The sequence below is a fragment of the Nonomuraea sp. NPDC052129 genome (assembly GCF_040680095.1).
GTDB lineage: Bacteria > Actinomycetota > Actinomycetes > Streptosporangiales > Streptosporangiaceae > Nonomuraea.
In genome coordinates this window covers 53,089-75,815 of record NZ_JBFAVX010000011.1, presented here as the reverse complement: position 1 = coordinate 75,815, position 22,727 = coordinate 53,089, and the positions used below count along the sequence as shown (strand labels likewise).

General features: G+C 68.9%; 16 protein-coding genes. 8 read left to right on the top strand and 8 right to left on the bottom strand.

Annotated elements, in window-relative coordinates; genetic code table 11:
- From AB0L53_RS24530 to AB0L53_RS24515, 4 genes are all read right to left on the bottom strand, one after another.
- Nucleotides 1-3,144: an amino acid adenylation domain-containing protein gene (locus tag AB0L53_RS24530; RefSeq protein WP_363997920.1), complete on the bottom strand. Its 3,144-nt coding sequence runs from the start codon at nucleotides 3,142-3,144 to the stop codon at nucleotides 1-3.
- Nucleotides 3,141-4,349 (bottom strand): FAD-binding oxidoreductase, encoded by a 1,209-nt coding sequence (locus AB0L53_RS24525; RefSeq protein ID WP_363997917.1) that lies wholly within the window; start codon nucleotides 4,347-4,349, stop codon nucleotides 3,141-3,143. The genes AB0L53_RS24530 and AB0L53_RS24525 overlap by 4 nt, the downstream gene beginning before the upstream one ends.
- A 266-nt stretch (nucleotides 4,350-4,615) precedes the next feature.
- Complete coding sequence (locus tag AB0L53_RS24520) at nucleotides 4,616-5,479, bottom strand: amidohydrolase family protein (RefSeq protein WP_363997914.1); 864 nt, start codon at nucleotides 5,477-5,479, stop codon at nucleotides 4,616-4,618.
- Between the two features lie 220 nt (nucleotides 5,480-5,699).
- Nucleotides 5,700-5,831 (bottom strand): hypothetical protein, encoded by a 132-nt coding sequence (locus tag AB0L53_RS24515; protein ID WP_363997911.1) that lies wholly within the window; start codon nucleotides 5,829-5,831, stop codon nucleotides 5,700-5,702.
- Between the two features lie 258 nt (nucleotides 5,832-6,089).
- Between AB0L53_RS24515 and AB0L53_RS24510 the strand changes: the two genes are divergently transcribed.
- Nucleotides 6,090-6,644, top strand: a complete 555-nt coding sequence (locus tag AB0L53_RS24510) for an ATP-binding protein (protein WP_363997908.1) — start codon at nucleotides 6,090-6,092, stop codon at nucleotides 6,642-6,644.
- A gap of 261 nt (nucleotides 6,645-6,905) precedes the next feature.
- Here AB0L53_RS24510 and AB0L53_RS24505 read toward each other — a convergent pair whose 3' ends face one another.
- On the bottom strand, nucleotides 6,906-8,882 hold the full coding sequence (locus AB0L53_RS24505) for a LuxR family transcriptional regulator (protein ID WP_363997905.1): 1,977 nt from the start codon (nucleotides 8,880-8,882) through the stop codon (nucleotides 6,906-6,908).
- Nucleotides 8,883-9,220: 338 nt separating this feature from the next.
- Between AB0L53_RS24505 and AB0L53_RS24500 the strand changes: the two genes are divergently transcribed.
- Nucleotides 9,221-11,515 (top strand): LuxR C-terminal-related transcriptional regulator, encoded by a 2,295-nt coding sequence (locus AB0L53_RS24500; RefSeq protein WP_363997902.1) that lies wholly within the window; start codon nucleotides 9,221-9,223, stop codon nucleotides 11,513-11,515.
- Here AB0L53_RS24500 and AB0L53_RS24495 read toward each other — a convergent pair whose 3' ends face one another.
- Nucleotides 11,516-13,006, bottom strand: a complete 1,491-nt coding sequence (locus AB0L53_RS24495) for a CYTH and CHAD domain-containing protein (RefSeq protein WP_363997899.1) — start codon at nucleotides 13,004-13,006, stop codon at nucleotides 11,516-11,518.
- Between the two features lie 302 nt (nucleotides 13,007-13,308).
- Between AB0L53_RS24495 and AB0L53_RS24490 the strand changes: the two genes are divergently transcribed.
- From AB0L53_RS24490 to AB0L53_RS24470, 5 genes are all read left to right on the top strand, one after another.
- Entirely contained in the window at nucleotides 13,309-13,932 is a 624-nt protein-coding gene (locus AB0L53_RS24490; RefSeq protein ID WP_363997896.1) for a helix-turn-helix domain-containing protein, read from the top strand.
- The gene (locus tag AB0L53_RS24485) at nucleotides 13,932-15,668 is read left to right on the top strand and encodes an ABC transporter ATP-binding protein (RefSeq protein ID WP_363997894.1); all 1,737 of its coding nucleotides are present in this window, start codon (nucleotides 13,932-13,934) and stop codon (nucleotides 15,666-15,668) included. The genes AB0L53_RS24490 and AB0L53_RS24485 overlap by 1 nt, the downstream gene beginning before the upstream one ends.
- Nucleotides 15,669-15,783: 115 nt before the next feature.
- Entirely contained in the window at nucleotides 15,784-17,736 is a 1,953-nt protein-coding gene (locus AB0L53_RS24480) for an ABC transporter ATP-binding protein (RefSeq protein ID WP_363997892.1), read from the top strand.
- Nucleotides 17,737-17,831: 95 nt separating this feature from the next.
- On the top strand, nucleotides 17,832-18,704 hold the full coding sequence (locus tag AB0L53_RS24475; RefSeq protein ID WP_363997890.1) for an LLM class F420-dependent oxidoreductase: 873 nt from the start codon (nucleotides 17,832-17,834) through the stop codon (nucleotides 18,702-18,704).
- An 82-nt stretch (nucleotides 18,705-18,786) separates the two neighbouring features.
- Complete coding sequence (locus tag AB0L53_RS24470) at nucleotides 18,787-19,140, top strand: VOC family protein (RefSeq protein ID WP_363997887.1); 354 nt, start codon at nucleotides 18,787-18,789, stop codon at nucleotides 19,138-19,140.
- Nucleotides 19,141-19,487: 347 nt separating this feature from the next.
- Here the strand turns inward: AB0L53_RS24470 and AB0L53_RS24465 are convergent, their stop codons facing one another.
- Together AB0L53_RS24465 and AB0L53_RS24460 are read right to left on the bottom strand one after the other, a co-directional pair.
- On the bottom strand, nucleotides 19,488-20,303 hold the full coding sequence (locus AB0L53_RS24465; RefSeq protein WP_363997884.1) for a hypothetical protein: 816 nt from the start codon (nucleotides 20,301-20,303) through the stop codon (nucleotides 19,488-19,490).
- Between the two features lie 305 nt (nucleotides 20,304-20,608).
- Nucleotides 20,609-21,283 (bottom strand): TetR/AcrR family transcriptional regulator, encoded by a 675-nt coding sequence (locus tag AB0L53_RS24460; RefSeq protein WP_363997881.1) that lies wholly within the window; start codon nucleotides 21,281-21,283, stop codon nucleotides 20,609-20,611.
- A gap of 261 nt (nucleotides 21,284-21,544) precedes the next feature.
- Here AB0L53_RS24460 and AB0L53_RS24455 point away from each other — a divergent pair, with 261 nt between their 5' ends.
- Nucleotides 21,545-22,618: a medium chain dehydrogenase/reductase family protein gene (locus AB0L53_RS24455; RefSeq protein WP_363997878.1), complete on the top strand. Its 1,074-nt coding sequence runs from the start codon at nucleotides 21,545-21,547 to the stop codon at nucleotides 22,616-22,618.
- The last annotated feature ends 109 nt before the right edge of the window (nucleotides 22,619-22,727 follow it).

Below are 22,727 nucleotides of genomic sequence, written 5' to 3'. Positions count from 1 at the left end.
CTAGCCTCTCTGTCGCGTGGTGATCAGCGGGCGTCCTTTCACCGCGCGACCGTCCCCGCTCCCGCTCGCCAGCCGGGCGTGGTACGCGGTGATCGAGCCGTCCAGGCCGCCGTCGTCGAGCTGCCAGCGCTGCTCCAGCCGGCGGCATTCGTCCTTTCGGAACAGTGCGGGGTTGTCGGTCAGCAGGCTGGCGAAGGCCCGCTTCAGCTTGTCCTCGCTCGTGCCCTCCGGAGCGGGCAGGAGAGACGCGAGGGCGGCCAGCTCGCGATCGGCGGTGGCCCGGCCCGCCTCGCGGACCAGCGTCACGAAGTCCCCGCACGGGATCGGCGCGATGACCGCGCCGGCGCGCGGCAGGACATCGTCGAAGCTGACGCTCTCCGCGCGGAAGACGTGCAGCGTACGGCCCCAGGCGCCGTCGTCGCACACCGCCGCCGCCACGCGGGCCGCCACATAGTCGACCGGGGTGTAGTCGGAGCGCGTGGCGACCTCGGGCATGACCCCCAGCCGCAGGAAGGCCGACAGCAACAGATGGGTGAAAGCCACCGGATTCGGATATCCGTTGTCGGCGCTCGGCATCACCTCGCCGAGCCGCAGGACGGTGATCAGCGCGCCCCGGCGCCGGGCCTCGGCGAGGTAGCGCTCGGCGATCCACTTGGACCGGCCGTACCCGCCGGCCGGCGTCCTGGCGAGGGCCGGTTCGTAGTCCTCCGGCAGGCGGTCGTCGTGCCGCAGCGCCTCGTCCTGGAGCGCCCCGAGCGTCGAGACATAGTGCAACGGCACCGGCCGGTAGGCCATGGCGAGCCGGACCAGCTCGATGGTGCCGCGCACGTTGACCTGACGATGGGCGCGATAGTCGAACAGGAAGTTCACCAGTGCGCCGTTGTGGAGCACCAGGTCACACGTACGCGCCAGGTGCTCCCAGGTCCGGGCGGTCAGCCCGAGGCCAGGTAACGCCAGGTCGCCCGCGTACCCCTCCAGCCGGTCGGCGAACCGCGGCTCCCACAGACCCCGCTCCAGGAGCGCGCCGACGACCCGCGCGGTCGCGCCGGCGTCGTCGGCGGCCCGCGCGAGGCAGCGAACCCGCAGGTCGGTACGGGCCAGCAGCTCATGGACCAGGCGGCTGCCGACGAAGCCGGTCGCCCCGGTGACCAGCACGGTCCGCAGCCTGCCCGACCTGTCGGCGGGCCGGATGGGCTCGCCCTCCGGCACCGTCGAGTCGTGGGCCATGAGCACGGACTCGTCCTCGATGGCCACGCCGTCGCGCCGCCGGGCCTCGATCAGGGGCGTGAGCTCGTTCGCGGTCGGGTGGTCGTACAGATCTTTGACGTCGACCCGCACACCGCACTCCGCGGTGATCATGTGCACGACGGACAGGGCCTGGATGGAGTCGCCGCCCGCCTCCGCGAAGTGCGCGTCGCCCGTCAGGCCGGGCCGGCCGAGCGCCGAGCGCAGCGCCCGCAGGACCTGGTCGGCCAGGTTCGTGGTCGGCGCGCTCTCGGCCAGCCGGGCGGTGTCCTCGGCCAGCCTGCCGTCGAGGACCGCCTGGAGCCGGCCGCGGTCGACCTTGCCGTTGTCGTTCAGCGGCATCTCCGGCAACAGGAAGAAGTAGCGGGGCATGCTGGTCCTGGGCAGAGTGCGGCGCAGGTGCTCGCTGAGCGCGGCCTCGGTGAGGCCGGCGCCGGAGGCGAACAGCGCCAGCGCCTTCGTGCCTCGCTGCTCGGCCACCAGGACCTCCGCCTGCCGGACCCCGGGGCACCTCTCGGCGGCCACCTCGATCTCGCCCAGCTCGATCCGGACGCCGCGGATCTTGACCTGGAAGTCTTTGCGTCCGGAGAAGAACAGCCGGCCTTCGTGGTCCAGATGACCGAGATCGCCGGTGAGGTAGAGCCGGGGACCGGGGATGATCTCCGGGAACGGGTTGGGGACGAACGCCTTGGCGGTGGCCGCCGCGTCGCCCAAGTAGCCCTCGCCGAGGCACTCGCCGCCGATGGCCAGCTCGCCGGTGGTGCCGGGCGGCACCGGGCGCAGGTCGTCGTCGACCACCACGGCATAGCAGTTGTCGATCGGACGGCCCAGCGGAATCGTGTCCCCGTCCGCCGCGGACACGGGGTGGAAGACCATCCCGATGGACGCCTCCGTCGGACCATAGCCGTTGGTCACCTTGAGGCCTGGGAGCAGTGTCATCAGCCGGTGCACCGCGCGCGGGTTGACCGCCTCGCTGCCGACGACGAGCCGTCGCAGCGACGCCAGTTTCCGAAGCGCCTGCTCGTCGCTGTCCACGATGGCGACCAGCGCGTTGAAGACGCTGGAGACGAAGTCCGCGGTCGTGATGCCGTACTCGGCGATCAGGTCGATGGTGTGCCGCAGGTTGAGGAACTCCTCTTGTACGGGCAGCACGGTGTGACCGCCCGTGGTCAGCGGCCAGAACAGCTGCCAGAGCGAGGAGTCGGAGGTGTGCCTGCTGTTCTGCAGGACGACGTCCGCGCCCGTCGCGGCGAAGTAACGCGTCATGAAGCGAAGCCGGTTGGTCAGCCCCGCGTGCCGGTTCATCGCGCACTTCGGCGTGCCCGTGGTGCCCGAGGTGAAATAGCCGTAGATCAGGTCATCGGGGCCCACGGGCACCGCCGGGCGCCGGGGCGACGAGACGATCCGGTCGACCTCGACGGTGACCGCGCGGTGCCGTAACTCCCGTGGCAGCGCGTCTGCGGTGGCGCACAGGATCGGCCCGCCCGGCAGCACTCCGAAGGTGCCGCGGATCCGGTCCTCCGGCCACGAGGGGTCCAGCGGTACGAACGCCGCGCCCAGCTTCATCAGCGCCAGATACGTGACCGGCAGTTCCAGGGAGTTGACCAGCAGGACCGCGACCACGTCGCCCTTGCCCACACCGTGCCTGGTCAGTGTGGCCGCCAGGCCGTTCACCAGTTCGTCCAGTTGCCGATAGGTGAGCATCCGGCCCTCGAACGACACCGCCGGGCACTCGGGATGACGGTCGGTCTGCTCCTCGATCAGCGCGGAGATCGGGCGGAACGCCCCGAAGTCGACCGCTCGGCCGGCGAAGCTCTGGGATTCGATCGATAATGGGGAAGGGGCCGATTGCTGCCTCTGGGACCCTTCCTGGTCGTTGCCGGTCGGCTGTCCGGTCATTTCCACCTCTCCGTTAGGAATGCCGTTCTACTCGTAGGCGTTCCAGGCCGTTCCAGATGAGTGCGTTCCGGTAAGAGGTGGTCGTACGCGACGTCCAGCGGGGTGCGCGTCGCCGCCGCGGCGGCGATCCGGCCGACGGCGGGCGCGGTCTGCACGCCGTAACCGCCGAGCGCGGCCAGCCAGACGAAGCCCGGGGTGTCCGGGGCCTCGCCGACCACGGGCGTGTCGTCCGCCACCACGCTACGCAGGCCGGCCCACGCGTGGCGGACGCTGCGGATCTCCAACGTGGTGGCCCGCTGTAATCGCTCCACGCCGATCGCCACGTCGAGGTCGTCGGGACGGACGTCACCGGGCGGCATGGGGGTCGCGTCGGCGGGTGAGACGAGCAGGCGTCCCGACTCGGGCTTGAAGTAGAAGGAGTCCGCCACGTCGGTGACCATCGGCCACCGGGCCGGGCCGACGCCGTGGGGGAGGTCGGCGTCTTCGGGCAGGCCAGCGCCTTGAGGCAGGTCGGCGCTTTCGGGCAGGTCGGTGAGGAAGGCGGTGCGCCGTAGCGGCCGCAGGCCGATGAGCCGGACCCCGGCGAGCCCGGCCACTTCGTCGGCCCACGCCCCGGCCGCGTTGACCACGATCGGCGCGGCGAACTCGCCCGCGTCGGTCGCCGCGTGCCAGAGCCCGCCCCGCCGGGACAGGCTCCGCACCCGCGCCGACGTGATCACCTGGCCGCCACGCGCCCGAATGCCGCGGAGAAAACCCTGGTGGAGCGCGTCCACGTCGATGTCCATCGCCCCGGGTTTCAGCATGGCGCGGCTGTACCAGCCGGACCGCACGATCGGGCAGAGCCGGTGTACCTCATCGTGGTCGATCTCACGGACCGGAGTCGGGGCCGACAGCCCGTCGGCCAGCATCTCGGCGAACTGCTCCTCCGCACCTACGGGACACAGCGTCAGCACGCCGCGCGGGGTCAGCAGCGGACCGTCCGCGAAACCGGGCGGTGGCGTGGTGAGGAACGACCGGTTCGCCGTGGTGAGCGCTCGTACGGCCGGGTTGCCGAAGTACTCCGAGAAGAGCGCGGCGGACCGTCCGGTCGCGTGGTAGCCGGGAGCGTGCTCCATCTCCAGCAGCGTCACGGTGCCGAACTCGGCGAGGAAGTATCCCGCGCTCGCGCCGGCCACCCCGCCGCCCACGATGAGAAAATTTCTCACGATCGTAACCGATCATATTTCGGGCCGGACCCGCAATATTTTCTGGGCTTCCTGACTTCTGGTATGGAACCAGCGGGAATATAAGCGTCCTGAAGCGTCTTCGTAAAATGGCAGGTCAGAAAATTAGGACCGATGCTGGGCGGGAAGCTTACCTGTCCGAAACTGGCTCTGTCTTAATGATGACAAACGGGGCGAAAAGGCGCTATATCGCCTTTTTATGTATATGGACATCTTTAATATGATTTAGAGGCGCCCATGATCAGGGGTCATGGACGGAGCCCGAGCAGGCCCACGGCGTTGTCCTTGAGGATCATCGGACGGACCTCGGGCTTGATGTCGAGCTTGGCGAAGTCGGCCAGCCAGCGGTCGGGGGTGATCACCGGGTAGTCGGAGCCGAAGAGCACCTTGTCCTTGAGCAGCGTGTTCGCGTACTGGACGAGCTGCGGGGGGAAGTACTTGGGCGACCATCCGGACAGGTCGATGTAGACGTACGGCTTGTGCGTGGCCACCGCGAGCGCCTCGTCCTGCCAGGGGAAGGACGGATGGGCCAGGATGATCCGCAGCTCGGGGAAGTCCACGGCGACGTCGTCGACCAGCATCGGATTGCCGTGTTTCAGCCGGATCCCGCCCCCGCCCGGCACCCGCGCGCCGATGCCGGTCTGCCCGGTGTGGAACAACGCGGGCACCCCGAGCTCCTCGATGACCTCATAGAGGGGGTAGGCCATCGGGTCGTTCGGCGCGAAGCCCTGGATGCTGGGGTGGAACTTGAAGCCGCGCACGCCGTACTCCTCGACGAGCCTGCGCGCCTCACGGGCGCCCGCCCGTCCCTTCCACGGATCCACACTGCCGAACGGGATCAGCACATCGGCGTGCTCGGCGCAGCTCTCCGCCACCTCCTCGTTGGAGATGCGCGGGTGACCCGTGGCGTGCTCGGCGTCCACGGTGAACACGACCGCGGCCATCTTCCGCTCGCGGTAGTAGGCGGCGATCTCGGGGATGCCCGGCCGCGCGTGCCCCTTGAAGTACTCCGCCGACGCGCCGAACAGCTCCGGGCTCAGCGAGCCGTGGCCGTCCTTGGACGCCTCGGCGTGCGTGTGGACGTCGATCGCGACGAGCTCCTCGACGTTCATGCCGGACGTCCAGAGGTTCCCGGGTCCTCGTACCAGGAGTCGGTACGGCCGGCGACGGCTGCTTTCCCTGTGAGATTCACCGCTCGAACGTAAGGCGCTTTCGTGACCATGGTCAAGTTTCTGCCGAACGAAGCTGAGGGGCCCGTTCACACCGAAACCTCCGCGGGCGTGACCGCGGAGGTTTCGGTGGTGCGGGGAGTGGCTCTTGGGGGACCGCTTCTCAGGGGGCGGGGACCTCGCGGACCAGCCTGGACGTCCAGGGGCAGAAGAAGCAGCCGGGCAGGAAGGCGCCGCACGCCTCATCGGGATGCACGAGGGCCAGCGATGACGCCGCGAGGGAGGGGATGCGCATCGGCTTCCTTTCGATCAGGAGTGGACCCTCTGCACCGATGCCCATCAGCCAAAACTACCTAACGTAACTGTATGACTACAGAAAGCTACCGGTTGAGCATGATCAGCCGGTCGAGTAGGTAGGTGTCCCGGGGACTACCTACGTAGTCGAAATAGGTAGTCGTATGGGGATTTCTCACCTCTCGTCATCCCGAGGTGTGAGGAAGGCTTGTCGCCAAAGTACCAATTCCGCTGGAAGTGAGGATCGAGGCTGCGAGCCATGTACAAGCATCAGCCCCCCAAGTCCACCCCCCTTCGTTCCCGACCGCGAGGCGAAATCTTTCGCCACCTACTGCTTGGAGCAGGGATGGGGTCTGCGTCGCAAGGGGATGGTGCACATGAGCGACACAGGTTCGCGGCCAGGGTCGAGAACGACTGTCCAGCCGACACGCGGCGGGCTGCCTCATGGAGGCTCCCACACCAGCTCGGCTCGGTGCCCAAGGCACGCCACCTGACACGTGCGCTGCTGTCCCAATGGGGCTTCGACGGCCAGGGTGAGGTCGCCGAACTGCTGGTCAGCGAGTTGGTCACCAACGCACTGAAATATGTGAAAGGGACCGTCGATCTCAGCCTCTCCGCTGAGGACGGGTTGCTGCGCTTCGAGGTCGAGGATGCCAATCCCGAACTGCCTCAGGCGCGTACACCCCGCCCGGACGAGGAGAGGGGGCACGGTCTGCACCTGGTCGACACACTGTCGTGTTGCTGGGGAAGCATCCGCACCCATCGGGGAAAGGTCGTCTGGTGCGAACTGCCTGTCGGCGCGCCCCAGTGCTGAAACCCGGGCCCACTCGCCCACGATCCGGAAAGGTTACGAGAGAGAGTCCATGCGCCAGATCCGTGTCCGCAAAAGTCCTATCCGCACCAGAGATGATCGGCCAGATCTGCGGACGCCATCAGGACGGAGGTTGCCATACTGAATAAACGATCATTACGGAACCCCCTGAACAGAGGGACGCCGGAGCCGATCGGGTCACCGCTGAGATCGGTCCCGGCGTCCCGCCTTGTCGGCGAGGGCCAGGAGAGGGTCTGGCGAGGGTCACTCGCCGTCGGCCCGCTCGATCGCGTACGTGATCGTCCGCTTCAGCCCGAGCCGCGCCCCTTGGCGGAAGGCCGCCGCGAACGCCCGCCCGCCCAGCTCCTCGTGGGCGCGCGCCATACACTGCTCGTGGCCCCGTACGTGGGGAAACAGCCGGGTCGGTGAGGCGCCCATCGCCCGCCACAGCGGATGCGCGGTGCCGAGTATCGTCGCCGCCCGTTCGTATCGGCCCTGCGCGCAGGCCGTCCAGGCCAGCACCTCCAGGCATTGCGTGAGGCCCCACCGGTCGTTGAGCGTGTTCCTCAACTCGGCCGCCTCCCTCATCAGAGCCTCGGCCCTGCGCCAGTCGCCCTGGTTCCACGCGGCCATGCCCAGGGCGAACAGCGCGTATCCGCGCGACAGCTGGGCGCCCCGGGCGTCCGACAGTGCGAGGAACCAGTCGCCCAGGGTGATACTGAGCTCCGGGGCCTCGGCCGCGCCGTAGGCGGCGGCGTAGAACCGGTTGACGGCGGCGGCGTCGACGTCTCCACCGGCCAGGTGTCCGGCGCGGGCCTCCTCCAGGAGCGCGAGACCTCGCCGGGGCTCTCCTGCCGAGAAGGCGGCGATGCCCGAGACCTGGGTGGCGAACGCGAGAGCCGACTCGTCACCCAGTCGCTGGGCCAGGATCTGACATTCCTCAAGCTGCGGCAGGGCCGTCTTCAGGTCGCCCTGATGGAGAGCGAGCAGGCTGTCGACCCACAGGGCGTGGGCCCGGGCGGAGTTCGCCTCCGGCACGAGCCGCAGGCCACGCTCCAGCCAGTGCTGGCCCTCGGTGAGAGAGCCGGCGATGATCCAGAAGACCCACAGCGCCGAGGCGATCTCCAGCCCCACGGACGCCTCGCCCGTCCGGCCGAAGCACAGGTCGAGCGCGACGCGCAGATTGGGCAGCTCACGCTGCAGGGCCCTGAACCCCTCGGGCTGATGAGGAGAGAGCCGATCCAACCGGTGCCGCTCGACCTCACCCCGGTAATGCTCGACGTATCGCCGGCCCAGCGCTCTCGCCTCGGCTGGGGACAACTCCTCACGGCCGTACGAGCGGATGCTGTCGAGCATGCGGTAGTACACCCCGGGGTCGCGCTCTGTCGCGATGAGTACGGACTTGTCCACCAAGCCGGCGATCAGATCGACGACATCTTCCCTGTCGATCTCCGCTCCGGGGCAGATCGCCTCCGCGGCCTCCAGCGCGACGCCGCCGGCGAACATCGACAGCCTGCTCCACAGCCGCTGCTCGGCCGCCGAGCACAGTCCGAAACTCCAGTCCAGGGTGGCGCGCAGCGACCGGTGCCGGGGCAGGACGGAACGGGCGCCCTCGACCGGCGCCTCGAAGTGCTCGTCCAGCTCACGCAGCAACTGCTCCACGGGCGTCGTGCGCAGCCGCACCGCGGCCAGTTCGATCGCCAGCGGGATCCCCTCCAGGCGCTGTGACAGCCGGGCCACCGTCGCGGCGTTGGCCGCGTCGACCGTGAACCCGGGTCGTGCCCGCGCCGCGCGCTCGGCGAACAGGCGGACCGCGTCGTGGCGGGCGATGTCGCGTACCGCCTCGCCGGGATCCGATGTCGTCAGCGGCGGCACGTACAGCACCTGCTCGCCGTAGACACCGAGCGCCTGCCGGCTGGTCGCCAGGATCCGCAGCCGCGGGGCGCCGCGCAGCATGCGGTCCACCAGGAGGGCGCACTCCTCCAGCAGGTGCTCGCAGTTGTCCAGCACCAGCAGCATCCGCCTGTCGGCCAGGTAGTCGACCAGCGTGGTCATGGAGCAGGGGCCCAGCTCACGCAGGCCCAGTGCCGTGGCCACGGCCGACTCCAGAAGGTCGCCATCCTCGAGAGTGGCCAGCTCGACCAGCTCGACCCCGTGTGCGAACGTCCCGCGCAGGGCCTCGCGCGCCTGCACGGCCAGCCGGGTCTTGCCGACTCCACCGGTACCCGTCAGGGTCAGCAACCGGCTATGGCCCAACATTCGCCGCACAGCGGACATCTCATGCCTACGCCCCACGATGCCGGGTCCGTCTACCCGCCGATGTTCCGGAGAACCGGTCACCTCCGCGTCCATCCTGCCTTGTGGCGCCGCTGTAATCGCGCCATCACTCACCACCAGGCTATGTCCACTTCATCACGCTGTGCACCGGAAAACGGTCTGGGCATAACCTAGGTAGTTAAGGGCCCGGATTCAGCACGGTGGTGACCTGCTTGGCCGAGCCGGCACGAGGGCGCGTCATGGCAACAGGGGAGTCCCGGCGGCAGCGGAGTGGGTGGCTGCCGGCCGAGGTGACTAGTTTCGTGGGACGTCGGCACGAGGTGGCCGAGGTCAAAACGCTGCTGTCCGCGTCCCGGACGGTGACGCTGATCGGCGTAGGCGGGGTGGGTAAGACCCGGCTGGCCCTGCGCGTGGGGCTCGAGGTGCGGCGGGCGTTCCGCGACGGCGTGTGGCTGGTCGAGCTCGCCTCCCTGGAGGATCCGGAACTGCTGGCCCAGGTCGTGGCCGAGGCCCTGGAGATCCGCGACCACACCGTCTGCCCGCCGCTGCAGGTGCTCATCGGCCACCTGCGCGACAAGCAGACGCTGGTGATCCTCGACAACTGCGAGCACCTGGTCGACGAGTGCGCCGTGGTGGCCGACATGCTCCTGCGGGCCGCCCCTGAGCTGCGGATCCTGGCCACCAGCAGGCAGACGCTGGGCATCAGCGGCGAGCAGATGCTGCCCGTGCCGACGCTTCCGCTGCCGGACTCCGACCGCCCGGGGATATCCGCCGAGGCGCTCATGCAGTGTGACGGGGTGCGGCTGTTCACCGAGCGGGCCCGGGCCGTCCTGCCGACGTTCGCCGTCACCGAGGACAACCAGGACCTCGTGCTGGGGATCTGCCGCCGGCTGGACGGGCTGCCGCTCGCCATCGAGCTGGCGGCCGTGCGGCTGCGGGCGCTGTCGCTCCAGCAGCTCCACGACCGGCTGGACGACCGGTTCCGGTTGCTCACCGCAGGCTCGCGGGCGACGCTGCCGCGCCATCAGACGCTGCGCGCGATGATCGACTGGAGCTTCGGCCTCTGTTCGGAGCGGGAACAGCAGATGTGGGAGCGCGCGTCGGTGTTCGCCGGCACGCTGGACCTGGAGGCGGCGGAGGCGGTCTGCTCCGGCGACGGCATCAGCCGCGAGGAGATCATCGACCTGGTGATGGCCCTGGTCGACAAGTCCGTCTTCCTCCGGGAGGAGCATGGCCGGGTAGTGAGATACCGGCTCCTCGACACCATCCGCCAGTACGGCCGCGAACGGCTCACCGCCTCGGGCCAGGAGTACGCGCTGCAACGGCGACACCGCGCCTACTACCGGGCACTGGCGGCGCGGGCCCACGCGCAGTTGTTCGGCCCCTCGCAGGTGGCCTGGTTCGACCGGCTGCAGCTCGAACACGCCAACCTGCGCACCGCCATCGACAGCTTCTACGGCGACCCGGCGGAGATCAGGGCCGGCCTGGGCATGGCCGCCGACCTGCTCTACCACTGGATCACCAGTTACTACCTCGGCGAGGGCCGGCGCTGGCTGGACCGAGGGCTGGCCCTGGACACCGAGCCGAGCGAGGTACGCGCCAGGGCCCTGTGGGCCAACAGCTGGCTGGCCATCATCCAGGCCGACATCACCGCCGCCTCGACCATGCTGGAGGAGAGCCGGATCCTGGGGGAGCGGCTGGGTGACGAGCTGGTCCGCGGGTACGTCGCGCTCTACTCCGGCATGATCGCCATGTACCGCGGCGACACCGAAACGGCCATCAAGCTGTACGAGGAGGCCGCGGCACGGCACCGCAGCACCGAGAACCCCGTGGGTCTCGCCCTGGCCCTCATCCGGCTGTCCCTCGCGCACTCCTACCTGGGTGACTCGTCGCAGGCCATCGCCCTGGGCGACGACTGCCTGGCCGTGTGCGACACCTTTGGGGAAGGGTGGCACAAGGCGTACACGATGATGGCGCTCGGTGTGGAGGTGTGGCGGCAGGGAGACGTCCGCCGCGCGACCGAACTCGAGAAGGAGAGCCTGGCCTTCAACCGCTCGCTCGACGATCCGCTGGGCGTCGGGGTCAACCTCGAGGTGCTGGCCTGGATCGCCGAGACGGAGCATCACCACACGAGGGCCGCCCGGCTGCTGGGCATCCTGAAGACGGTCTGGAGTTCGATCGGTGCGCCGTTGTCCGGGTACGGGCACCTGGTTCGCTACCACGACGAATGCGAGAGCCGCACGCGCGCGGCCCTGGGGGACGCGACCTTCGACACCGAGCTCAAGCGGGGTGCCCGGCTCTCCTACGACGAGGCGCTCGGCTACGCGCTCCAGGAGGAGCCGCCCCAGGGCGAGAAGGCGGCGAAGGCGGAGCCGGCGCGGCTCACCCGCCGCGAGACGGAGATCGCCCAGCTGGTCGCCCAGGGGATGACCAACAAGCAGATCGCCGCCGCGCTGGTGATCGCCCCGCGCACCGCCGAGGGACATATCGAGCACATCCTGAACAAGCTCGGCTTCAACTCACGCGCCCAGATCGCCGTGTGGGTCGGCGACCGGACCCGAGCCGCGGACGGGGAGCCTCCCGATTCGCGTGACTGACTATTTCGCGAGGGCGCGCAGGAGCTTGGGTTTGGCGGCCTTCTTCCAGATCGGCGCGAGGGCGCGGTACGCCTCGGCGGCCTCGTGGCGTTCCTCGGCGAGCAGCAGGCCGAGGGTGAAGGCGTCGGCCGCCGACAGGTTCGCCCTGGTGGCGAGCTGGGTGAGCTGTTGCTGGGCGACCAGCGCGTCCTGGCGGCGGCCGAAGGCGTCCTGCAGTCGTTCGCCGTGCTTGGCGAGCTTCGCGGCGGGCTTGCCGAGTACGTCGGTGGCGGCTTCGGCGGTGTAGCGGGCGCGTTTGGCCGCCTTGCGGGTGGCGTGCAGGGCCTGGTCACGCTCCGCGCCCAAGGGCAGGCGCTCGGCCTTGGCGTATTTGGCCAGGACCTTGCGCCAGCTCCTGGCCACCAGGGCCGAGGGCCGGCGGTTCGCCTTGCCGTGGAAGGGCGGGTCGGCGATGAGATCGTCGACGGCGGCCAGGAGGGCGAAGTAACGCGGTGTCCGCAGCGTCTTCTTGAGTGCCCGTCTGGCCTTGTGCTCGCGCGCGGCCAGCACGGCAGGCCATTCCGCCTCCCGGGGACCGCCGGCGGGCTGGTCGGCGAGGCGGCGGGCGAATCGGGCGGTGAGCACTTCGAGATCGCGCACCGTGCCCAGTTCGGCGGCCAGCCACTTCAGCTCCGCGTCGAGCGGGCCGATCCGGTCGCCGTCGAGCAGCCGCGCGTGGGTGCGCAGGAGGCTGCGGATGCGCCGCAGGGCCACGCGCATTTCGTGCACCGAGTCGTCGTCGTGGTCGGCCAGGCGTACCAGCGGGTCGTTGGCGAGCAGCTGCCCGCGTTGGCGCCGCACGTACGCGATCAGGACCGCCCTGGCGCTCCGCCCGTCCTTGCGGCCGCTTTCCGAGGGCAGGTCGGCGCCCAGCACGCGCGCCAGCTTGGAGCCGGACGGCGACGGCGCCAGCCCGGCGTCACGCAGCCTGCTCTCGACGGCATCGAGTACGTCCATGCGGCCGTCCACCAGTTCGACCTCGATCTCGCGCCACGAGATGGGCGGCCGGTCGGCGTTCTGGCGGCGGCCCTCCACCACGTCGTCGCTGACCTCGGCCAGCACCCGGCCCTCTTGGTCGCGCAGCTTGCGTGTCGTGCGGGTGGTCCGGAGGGTGGCGATCGGGACGAGGTCGCGCCCGCGCAGATGGGCGGCGACGAGGTCGGTCAGCCGAGCGGGCACCTGGTGCACACCGGCGCCCAGCGGCGCGTGCACCTCCCGCTTGGCCCCCTTGGCCACCGGCAACTTGAGATGCCATCCGGCGTCCTGGCCGCCCCGGCGGCGGCGCAGGGTGATGCCGTGGGCGGCGAGCGTCAGGGCCGGGGTGTCGACATAGTCGGCCACCAGCCGCCACGTCTCCGGCTCGTCCACCGTGACCTTGCCGTCCGGGCCGGCGAAGTCCTCGATGGCGATCTCGGCGGGGCCGTTGACATCGTACTTGCGTTCGATCTCCACAATGTTTCCTCAACTCTCCGAAGCCTCCACTACCCCGGCGAGTCCCACAAAACGTGCAAGAAGCCCCTTCCTAGGGCCTCATCCACGACGGACCGCCTTCTTCCACTCCCGGAGGAGGATCCCCCAACGGCCCCAGCCGTGACGGACCGTCTTCTTCTCTCCCCCCGCAGGGGGTCTCTCCAGAAGGACCCCAGCCACCATGGACCGTCACTGGGACCGAGACCGGTCGCGTGACGCCGCACCAAGGGGTTTGGCCAAAAACCATTTGAACGAGTGAGTACTCGCTCATTAGGATCGTCCGCATGACGAAGAGGCGAAGGGTGCCGGCCATGGCGCCAGAAGAGCGTCGGGCCACACTCATCGCCGCCACGCTGCCCCTGTTGCGCGAATTCGGCACCGCCGTGAGCACTCGCCAGATCGCCGAGGCCGCCGGCGTGGCCGAGGGGACGATCTTCGGGGTCTTCCCCGACAAGGCCTCGCTGGTGCGGGCGGCGCTGATGAGCGCGTTCGACCCGAAATCAGCGGTGGCCGCGCTGACCGGCATCGGCACGACGACCGAGCTGCGCGCGCGGCTGCGCGAGGCGGTCACGATGCTGCGGGCCGGAATGAACGCCAACGCCAACCTCATCACCGGGCCCAAGGAGCTGATGGTCGACGACGTCGAGTTCCGCGAGCGGATGTTGGACAGCCGGCGTCAGATACTGGCCGCGGTCTCCGCTCTTCTCGAGCCCGACCGCGACCGGCTGCGCCGCTCTCCCGAGGCCACGGCACAGCTGCTGCTCATGTTGGTCGCGGTGAGCGCGCATCGCGGTTTCGGCCATGGCGGCGAGTTCGGCGACATGGACGACGCGGAGATCGTCTCCGTTCTGCTCGACGGGCTGCTCCTGCGGCCTTCCCCCACTCCTTCGACAGAAAGCACTTCTTGATGCTGCTCCGTCTCTTGCGGGCACAGCTCAGGCCGTACGGGAAAGAGATCACGCTCGTCGTCCTCTTCCAGTTCGTGCAGACACTGGCCACGCTCTATCTCCCCACCCTCAACGCCGACATCATCGACAACGGCGTCGTCAAGGGCGACACCGGATACATCGCACGCGTCGGGCTGGTGATGCTCGGGGTGACGCTCATCCAGATCATCTGCTCAGTCGTGGCCGTCTACTACGGCGCCCAGACCTCGATGGCCCTGGGCCGGGACTTACGAGCCGCGATCTTCCACCGGGTCCAGGACTTCTCCGCGCAGGAGGTCAACCGGTTCGGCCCGCCGTCCCTGATCACCCGCACCACCAACGACGTGCAGCAGATCCAGCTGCTCGTGCTGATGACGTTCACGATGATGGTGGCCGCGCCGATCATGTGCGTCGGCGGGATCGTGCTGGCGCTGCGCCACGACGTGGCGCTGTCGTCGCTGCTGCTCATTGTGCTGCCCGTGCTGCTCGTCATCGTGGGCCTGATCGTGATGCGCATGCGTCCGCTCTTCCGCACGATGCAGGAGCGCATCGACCGGATCAACCAGGTGCTGCGCGAGCAGATCACCGGCATCCGGGTCATCAGGGCCTTCGTCCGCGACCGGCACGAGCGAGAGCGTTTCGCGGTGGCCAACGCCCAGCTGACCGACGTGTCGCTGCGGGTCGGGCGGCTCATGGCGCTGATGTTCCCCACGGTCATGCTGGTGGTGAACGTGTCGAGCGTCGCCGTGGTGTGGTTCGGCGGCCATCGCATCGCCGACGGGAGCATGCAGGTGGGCGCGCTGACCGCGGTCATCTCCTACCTGATGCAGATCCTCATGTCGGTGATGATGGCGATGTTCATGTTCATGATGATCCCTCGGGCCGAGGTCTGCGCCGAGCGCATCGAGGAGGTCCTCGACACCGAGCCGACCGTCCACCCGCCCGCCACCCCCGTCGCCCCGGAGAGTCATCTCGGTGAGCTGGAGCTGCGGTCGGTGGACTTCCGCTATCCGGGCGCCGACGAGCCGGTGCTGTGCGACGTGAGCTTCGCGGCGCGGCCGGGCCGTACCACCGCGATCATCGGCAGTACGGGCAGCGGCAAGACGACGCTGCTCAACCTCATCCCGCGCCTGTTCGACGCGACCGCCGGCGAGGTGCTGGTCGACGGCGTCAGCGTACGAGACCTCGACCCGGCCGTGCTCTCCCGGGCGGTCGGCCTGGTCCCGCAGTCGCCGTACCTCTTCTCCGGCACGATCGCCTCCAACCTGCGCTACGGCAGGCCGGACGCGACCGACGAGGAGCTGTGGCAGGCCCTCGACGTGGCGCAGGCCCGCGAGTTCGTCGAGGCGATGCCCGAGGGCCTGGACGAGCCGATCGCCCAGGGCGGCACGAACGTCTCCGGCGGCCAGCGCCAACGCCTGGCCATCGCCAGGACGCTGGTGCACCGGCCCGAGATCTACCTGTTCGACGACTCCTTCTCCGCCCTCGACTACGCCACCGACGCCCGGCTGCGCGCCGCGCTGGCCGAGGAGATCACCGACGCCACGATCGTCATCGTGGCCCAGCGGGTCAACACGATCCGCGACGCCGACCGCATCCTCGTACTCGAGGACGGCCGCGTGGTCGGCAGCGGCGACCACGCCGAGCTGATGGCGACCTGCCCGACCTATCGGGAGATCGTGCTGTCTCAGCTCACCGAACAGGAGGCCGCGGCATGACCGAACTCATCGACTCGCACAGCACCTTGGTCATGCGACCGAGCGTTCTGCGATCAAGCGTTATGCGATCAAGCGTTCTGCGATCAAGCGTTCTGCGATCAAGGAAGGAGGGTTCATGACCACCCCGACGCCCGCGCGCCGCCCCGCGCCCGCTTTCGGGCCGGGCCGGATGATGTCCGGGCCGGCCGAGAAGGCGCACGACTTCGGCGGTTCGTTCCGCCGCCTGCTGCGGCTGCTGCACCCCGAGCGCGCGATGCTGGCCGTCATCCTGGCTTTAGGTACGGCCAGCGTCGCGCTGACCGTGACGGGTCCCAAGATCCTCGGCCACGCCACGGACCTGATCTTCTCGGGCATCATCGGCGCCCAGTTGCCCGCCGGGATCACCAAGGAGCAGGCCGTGGCGGGGCTGCGCGCCAGGGGCCAGGGCACGTTCGCCGACATGGTGTCGGCGATGAGCGTGGTGCCCGGCCAGGGCATCGACTTCACCGCGCTGGCCCAGGTGCTGGGCTGGGTGCTGGCGCTCTACCTGGTGGCGGCGCTGCTCGGGATCGTGCAGTTCCGGCTGACCACGATCGTCGTGCAGCGGGCGGCGTCCCGGCTGCGTGAGCGGATCGAGGCCAAGCTGGCGCGGCTGCCGCTGAGCTACTTCGACGGCCAGCCGCGCGGCGAGATCCTCAGCCGCGCCACCAACGACACCGACAACATCGCGCAGACGCTGCAGCAGACGATGAGCCAGCTCATCTCGTCGGTGCTGACGGTCGTCGGCGTACTGGTGATGATGTTCTGGATCTCGCCGATCCTGGCGATCATCGCGCTGGTCACCGTGCCGCTGTCGGTCTACGTCACCACGGTCATCGGAAAGCGGTCGCAGCCGCAGTTCATCAAGCAGTGGTCCTCGACGGGCAAGCTCAACGGCCACATCGAGGAGATGTTCGGGGGGCACACGCTGGTCAAGGTGTTCGGCAGGCAGAAGGAGGTCGCCGAGGCCTTCGACGAGCACAACCAGGCCCTGTTCAACTCCAGCTTCCGGGCCCAGTTCATCTCCGGGCTCATCCAGCCGGCGATGATGTTCATCGGCAACCTCAACTACGTGCTGGTCGCCGTGGTGGGCGGGTTCAACGTGGCCTCGGGTTCGATCTCGCTGGGCAACGTGCAGGCCTTCATCCAATACTCCAGGCAGTTCAGCCAGCCGCTGACCCAGGTGGCCGGCATGGCGACCCTGGTGCAATCGGGTGTCGCCTCGGCCGAACGGGTCTTCGAGCTGCTGGAGGCTCCGGAGCAGTCCGCGGAGCCCGCCAAGCCCGCGCGCCCCGAGCAGGTCAGGGGCCGTGTGGCGTTCGAGAACGTCTCCTTCCGCTACGATCCGGACCGGCCGCTGATCGAGAACCTGTCGCTTACCGTCGAACCCGGCCAGACCGTGGCCATCGTCGGCCCCACGGGAGCGGGCAAGACGACGCTGGTCAACCTCATCATGCGCTTCTACGAGGTGACCGGCGGCCGTATCACGCTCGACGGCGTCGACATCACGGAGATGTCCAGGGAAGAGCTGCGCGCCAACATGGGCATGGTGCTGCAGGACACCTGGCTGTTCGGCGGCACGATCGCGGAGAACATCGGCTACGGGGCGGAGGGCGCCACGCGCGAACAGATCGAGGCCGCCGCGGAGGCCGCCCACGTCGACCGCATCGCGCACACGCTGCCCGACGGCTACGACACGGTGATCGACGAGGAGGGCGCGACGGTCAGCGCGGGAGAGACGCAGCTGATCACGATCGCCCGCGCGTTCCTGTCCGAGCCGGCGATCCTGATCCTGGACGAGGCCACCAGCTCGGTCGACACCCGGACCGAGGTGCTCATCCAGCGGGCGATGAGCTCGCTGCGCGAGGGGCGTACCAGCTTCGTGATCGCCCACCGGCTGTCCACGATCCGCGACGCCAGCCTGATCCTGGTCATGGAGAACGGGCGGATCGTCGAACAGGGCACGCACGAGTCGCTGCTGGCCGCGGACGGCGCCTACGCCCGGCTGTACTCGGCCCAGTTCGGCCGGGCGGTCGCGGAGGTGGACTGACCGTCGAGGACCGGCGACTCCTGTGTCGTATTTGGATGATCGACACCGGTACACGATGATGTTCGGGAGTCGCCGGATCTTGACGGGAGCCATGCATGCGGATCGGTGTCGTCTTTCCCCAGACCGAACTCGGCGCCGACGTGGGCGCCGTACGGGCCTACGGACAGCGGGTGGAGGAGCTCGGTTTCCGGCATGTACTGGCCTATGACCACGTCGTAGGCGCCGATCCGGCGGTCCACCAGGGCTGGGACGGCCCCTACGACGTGCGGACCACCTTCCACGAGCCGATGGTCCTGTTCGGCTACCTCGCCGCGCTGACCTCGCTGGAGCTCGTCACGGGCATCATCATCCTGCCCCAGCGGCAGACGGCCCTGGTGGCCAAGCAGGCGGCGGAGGTCGACCTGCTCACCACCGGCCGGTTCCGGCTGGGCGTGGGACTGGGCTGGAACCAGGTGGAGTACGAAGCCCTCGGCCAGGACTTCAGCACCCGGGGCAAGCGCATCGACGAGCAGGTCGCGTTGTTGCGCCGGTTGTGGACCGAGTCGTCGCTCACGTTCGAGGGCACCTTCGACCGGGTGACCGGCGCGGGGCTGGCGCCCCTGCCAGTGCAGCGGCCGATCCCCGTCTGGTTCGGCGCGCAGTCACCCCCGGCGTACCGCCGCGCCGGACGCCTGGCCGACGGGTGGTTCCCGCAGATGTCCCCGGGGCCGAAACTCGATGAGGCCAAGGCCATGGTCGCGGAGGCCGCCACGCAGGCGGGCCGCGACCCCGCCACGCTCGGCATGGAAGGCCGGGTCAGCTGGACGGGCGACGCGGAGGAACTGCGCGAGGCCGCCCGGCGGTGGCAGGAGTCCGGAGCCACTCATGTCGCCATCAACACCATGCGGGCGGGACTCCGCTCGGTCGACGAGCACCTCGCCGCACTGGAGACAGCCGCTGACGCACTCGAGGTCCGGAAGGCCGACTAGAGCTCGGTAGAGCAGTTCGTCGCCACCGCTGGGTATCGGTGGTCGTAGCGCTTCGTCAGGTTAGGAGTGCGCCGGCGATCACGTGGGCCATGGCTTGTACGCCGCCGAACTGGAGCCCGAGAGCGCGTTCTGGCACCGGCTGCTGGGCGGCTCGATCGCCAAGACCGCAACTCACCACTTCCTGCGGGCCGACGGGTTCCCTATGTTCGTCATCCAACGGGCCCAGGGGCATGTCCCCCCGACGTGGCCACAGGGCAACTCGCAGCAGATACACGTCGATCTGACGACGGACGACCTCGTAACCACCGACAGGCTGGCGCTCGAGGCGGGTGCGCGCCGACTGCTGCCCACGGACGACGTCGACCCCGCATCCGAGAAAGGCGGCAGAGTCTACGCCAGCCCGGCCGGACACCCCTTTTGCCTACGGTCGGCCTGAGCTGCCGGTGACCCCCGAGCCGGTGCGGGAGCGGACTTGTCTCCGGCGCGCCCGCGGGCTGGCCGCTATGAAGAGCCTCTTCCTGATGCTCATGGGGCAGAATGGAGATCGGGGCCTTCCCGGCGGCAAGCCGCACTGGGGACCCGCAGGCCGGGCGGCACTGGATCGTGTTCTGAAGGGCGTTTGACGCACACTTCTTGAACTTGTTCTCGATCTTGGTTGACGGCCACGCGGCAGCCCACCTTCGCGAGTTTATCGATCACCACGCGTAGTGGGGATGCCAAGGCCCACGGCCGCATGCCGCCCGTGGCCCCTGAACTACGGGCTTCTGCTGGGCCCGCGCCACGTCAGCGAGGCCGTTGGCCGGCTGAGGGCTGCTCGACGCTTGGTCCGCCCGTGTGCGGCATCTGGACGTAGCCTTCGGCAGGCACGGGAAGCGCCTCGACGCATGTCGTCGAGCAGGCGTTGACCAGCAAGGGCAGAATGTCAGCGCCCGACGTCCATAGGGAGATCCAGACCTGGCGGAGGTTCACGCCTTCGATGTGCTGATCGCAAACGCTGCACGTACGGATCGCGGCGGCACCCCACACACCGGGGTCTAGGTCTTCGAGGCCAACGCCTTGGGTGCTGGCCGCTGCGGCTGACAACAGCGGAAAGGGCGGCCGCCGCTTGTAGTTGCCGTAGAGGGCGCGGGTGCTCACCGTGCTGCGCTGTAGGTTGGGGCACCGGGTGATCTCGTACGGGAACCAGTGCAGGCGGTAGGAGGTGTACGGGGTGAACTCCTCGAGGCTTCGCATAGCGCCGATCTCAGGCGGGATACGCACCAAATTGCTGCCGTAGAGCACGAGGTGCTTCACCGAGGTGAGTTCGGCGATGGTCGGCGGGAGCGTGACGACCTGGCGCCGCTGTTCCGCGGTGAGTTCGACCAGCGGCTTGAAGACCTCCCGTCTGTCGGCTGCTGCCTCTTCAATCAGTTCGAGAAGGCGGATCCATCCGGGCGCCGTGGTGTCCTGGTGTTCTCGGTGGAAGCGGGTCGTTCGCTGCGGCTTGGTGCTGGTCTGCTCGATGCACCCGCAGAGATCACGAGGCGAACCCTGGCCGCCGGAACCAACGGCGTCAGCCCAGCGATTCGAGAACACCTGCGGCGTCAACTCCTCATTCATCCGCTCACAGTAATGTCACCGCAGGCGAGTTGTATGTGCGATTTCAGTGCTCAATGATCTTTGCTCCTGGCGATCGGGCCAGTCTCGCAAACCCCTCGAGCTCGCGGACCTCGGCCATGACCGGAGCCAGGTGCTTTTGGGGGCGGGTGAGCATCCAGCCCAGGCCGGGACGGATGACATCGCCGCAGATCAGCATCAGCAGCCCGGAGCTCAGGTCAACGCGCTCATACGGCGGCGATGGCCCGCTCACCCCCAGTTCGCCGCTGCGAGACCGGTTCCAGTCCACCCCGTTGGGCCGCAGGCTCTTACGTTGGGGCCAGTTGCTGGAGGGCGCCGTCGATCTCGAGGCGGATCAGCCGCTGGGCGTCGAGGGGGTGGTTGTCGAGCATTCCGGTGAGTTCGAGGCTCACGATCCCGTGGACTCGGGTCCAGATGAGGATGGCGGCACTGGCGACGCGGGGACTGATGTCCGGCCGCCCCTGTATGCGGGCCCATGACCGTAGCTGCCCGTCCAGGGTTTGGTCGCCGCCGGCGCTCTCCGTCGGTGAGCTGCCCGACGTGGCGACCAGCAGGTCGATGAGCAGCGCCATAGCGTGATCCAGCGGGGTTCGGGTGCCGGCCTCGCCGGGCAGGTCGGCGGTCCGCTCGCCGAACAGCATCCCGTAGCGCCGTGGGTGTCGCAGCGCCCAGTCTCGGTATGCGGCGACCAGTAGCCGCACCCGCGTGTGTGGCGCCCGTCTGCCGCCGGCCACGGCCTGACTCATCGCCGCCAGCAGTTGCTCGTAGGCCAGGGTTGTCAGGTGCGCCATCAGCGCGTCGCGCGACGGGAAATAGCGGTAGACCGCAGGCGCGGACATCCCCATGCTTCGTGCCAGCGCGGCGATCGAGAGCGCGTGTATGCCGTCCGCGTCGATGATCTCGAACGAGGCGTCCCTGATCTCCTGGAGCGTCTGTGCTCGCAGTCGTTCACGCCGATTCATCGCCTGCGGCTCGTTACTCATCATCGCAGTGTAACGACCGTGCGATTACTGATGGATAGGCATGCTTGCAATGGAGAATAACGGACTTTACGCGTAGTCACGCCCGCTGCGGAGGTGCACGCGCCGGGCGGCGGCGGACGGTGGACGCGGCGGTTCGGACACGGCTACCTCAATAGTTATTGGTTGACGCAGTTCAACGCACAGGTGCATAGTTACGGTCATTAACTGTGCGATGCATGATTGCGAACCCAGGAGCCGACTATGACAGGGACGGACCCAGCCGCCGAGGCGACGGTGACCACTACCGAGGTGGTCCTGCCGGGCAAGGTCGAAGCGTCGGGTCTGCGGCTGGTTCAGCGGGCGCTGCCCCAGCCCGCCGCCGGTCAAGTCATGGTGCGCGTCGAGTCGACCGCCGTGTCGTTCGCCGAGAGCGCGATGCGCCGGGGCCGCTACTACGGCCAGCCCAAGTTCCCGTTCGTGCCCGGTTACGATCTCGTCGGCATCGTCGAATCCGCCGGGCCTGGCGTGGATCCCGCGCTGGTCGGCCGGCGGGTCGCCGCGCTGACCAAGACCGGCGCCTGGGCCACAGTTGTCCTGCTGGCGGCTGCCGAACTGGTCGAGGTGCCCGACGGTATCGCCGCCGACGAGGCCGAGACGCTGGTCGTCAACGGGATAACGGCCTACCAGATGTTGCATGGCCGGGCGAAGGTACGGGGTGGGCAGACGGTACTCGTGCTGGGTGCCAGCGGCGGTGTGGGCAGCATCCTGGTGCAACTCGCCCGGCAGGCGGGCGCTCGGGTGATCGGCACGGCCAGTCCGCGACATCACGAGGCGCTCAAGGCGCTGGGGGCGGAGCCGATCGACTATCGCGACCCCGACCTGGCGGCCAGAGTACGGAAGCTGGCCCCCGGCGGCGTGGACGCTGTGTTCGACCACCTCGGCGGCGCGAGCGTCGACCTTTCGTACCGGCTGCTCAGCCACACAGGGACGCTCGTCTCGTACAGCATCGCGAGCAAACTTGACGACAAGAGTCCCGTGTTGCTCAGCTTCCTGGTGCTGCTGAGCAAGCTCGCGTTCTGGAACTACCTGCCCACTGGCAGGCACGCGAGCTTTTACGACATCTGGGCGGGTGCCGGAAAGCCTGGCTCGGCCAAGCGCGAGGCGTTCCTGATACGCACGCGTACCGATCTCTCGCACGTCTTCGGGCTGCTGCGCGACGGCGGGCTCACCGCGAAGATCGCCGCTCGTTTCCCGCTCGCCGAGGTGGCCGCCGCCATGGAGCTGTCCGAGTCCGCCAACCGCACCGCACTCGGCAAGATCATCCTCGTTCCCTGAGCGTAGCTGGCAGCGGCGAAGGCTGCTCCGGCGGTGGTCGGCGCCGGCGGTTATCTTCTGCACGTCATCCAGCCACTGCTGCTCCGGCGATCCCCGGCGACCGGAGCAG

What these genes read in the sequence shown, in the direction of transcription:
- AB0L53_RS24510 (WP_363997908.1), top strand. Translation starts at nt 6,090, where the DNA reads ATGTACAAGCATCAGCCCCCCAAGTCCACCCCCCTTCGTTCCCGACCG.
- AB0L53_RS24460 (WP_363997881.1), bottom strand. Translation starts at nt 21,283, where the DNA reads ATGAATCGGCGTGAACGACTGCGAGCACAGACGCTCCAGGAGATCAGG.
- AB0L53_RS24515 (WP_363997911.1), bottom strand. Translation starts at nt 5,831, where the DNA reads ATGCGCATCCCCTCCCTCGCGGCGTCATCGCTGGCCCTCGTGCATCCC.
- AB0L53_RS24475 (WP_363997890.1), top strand. Translation starts at nt 17,832, where the DNA reads ATGCGGATCGGTGTCGTCTTTCCCCAGACCGAACTCGGCGCCGACGTG.
- AB0L53_RS24520 (WP_363997914.1), bottom strand. Translation starts at nt 5,479, where the DNA reads ATGAACGTCGAGGAGCTCGTCGCGATCGACGTCCACACGCACGCCGAG.
- AB0L53_RS24485 (WP_363997894.1), top strand. Translation starts at nt 13,932, where the DNA reads ATGCTGCTCCGTCTCTTGCGGGCACAGCTCAGGCCGTACGGGAAAGAG.
- AB0L53_RS24455 (WP_363997878.1), top strand. Translation starts at nt 21,545, where the DNA reads ATGACAGGGACGGACCCAGCCGCCGAGGCGACGGTGACCACTACCGAG.
- AB0L53_RS24490 (WP_363997896.1), top strand. Translation starts at nt 13,309, where the DNA reads ATGACGAAGAGGCGAAGGGTGCCGGCCATGGCGCCAGAAGAGCGTCGG.
- AB0L53_RS24530 (WP_363997920.1), bottom strand. Translation starts at nt 3,144, where the DNA reads ATGACCGGACAGCCGACCGGCAACGACCAGGAAGGGTCCCAGAGGCAG.
- AB0L53_RS24465 (WP_363997884.1), bottom strand. Translation starts at nt 20,303, where the DNA reads ATGAATGAGGAGTTGACGCCGCAGGTGTTCTCGAATCGCTGGGCTGAC.
- AB0L53_RS24480 (WP_363997892.1), top strand. Translation starts at nt 15,784, where the DNA reads ATGACCACCCCGACGCCCGCGCGCCGCCCCGCGCCCGCTTTCGGGCCG.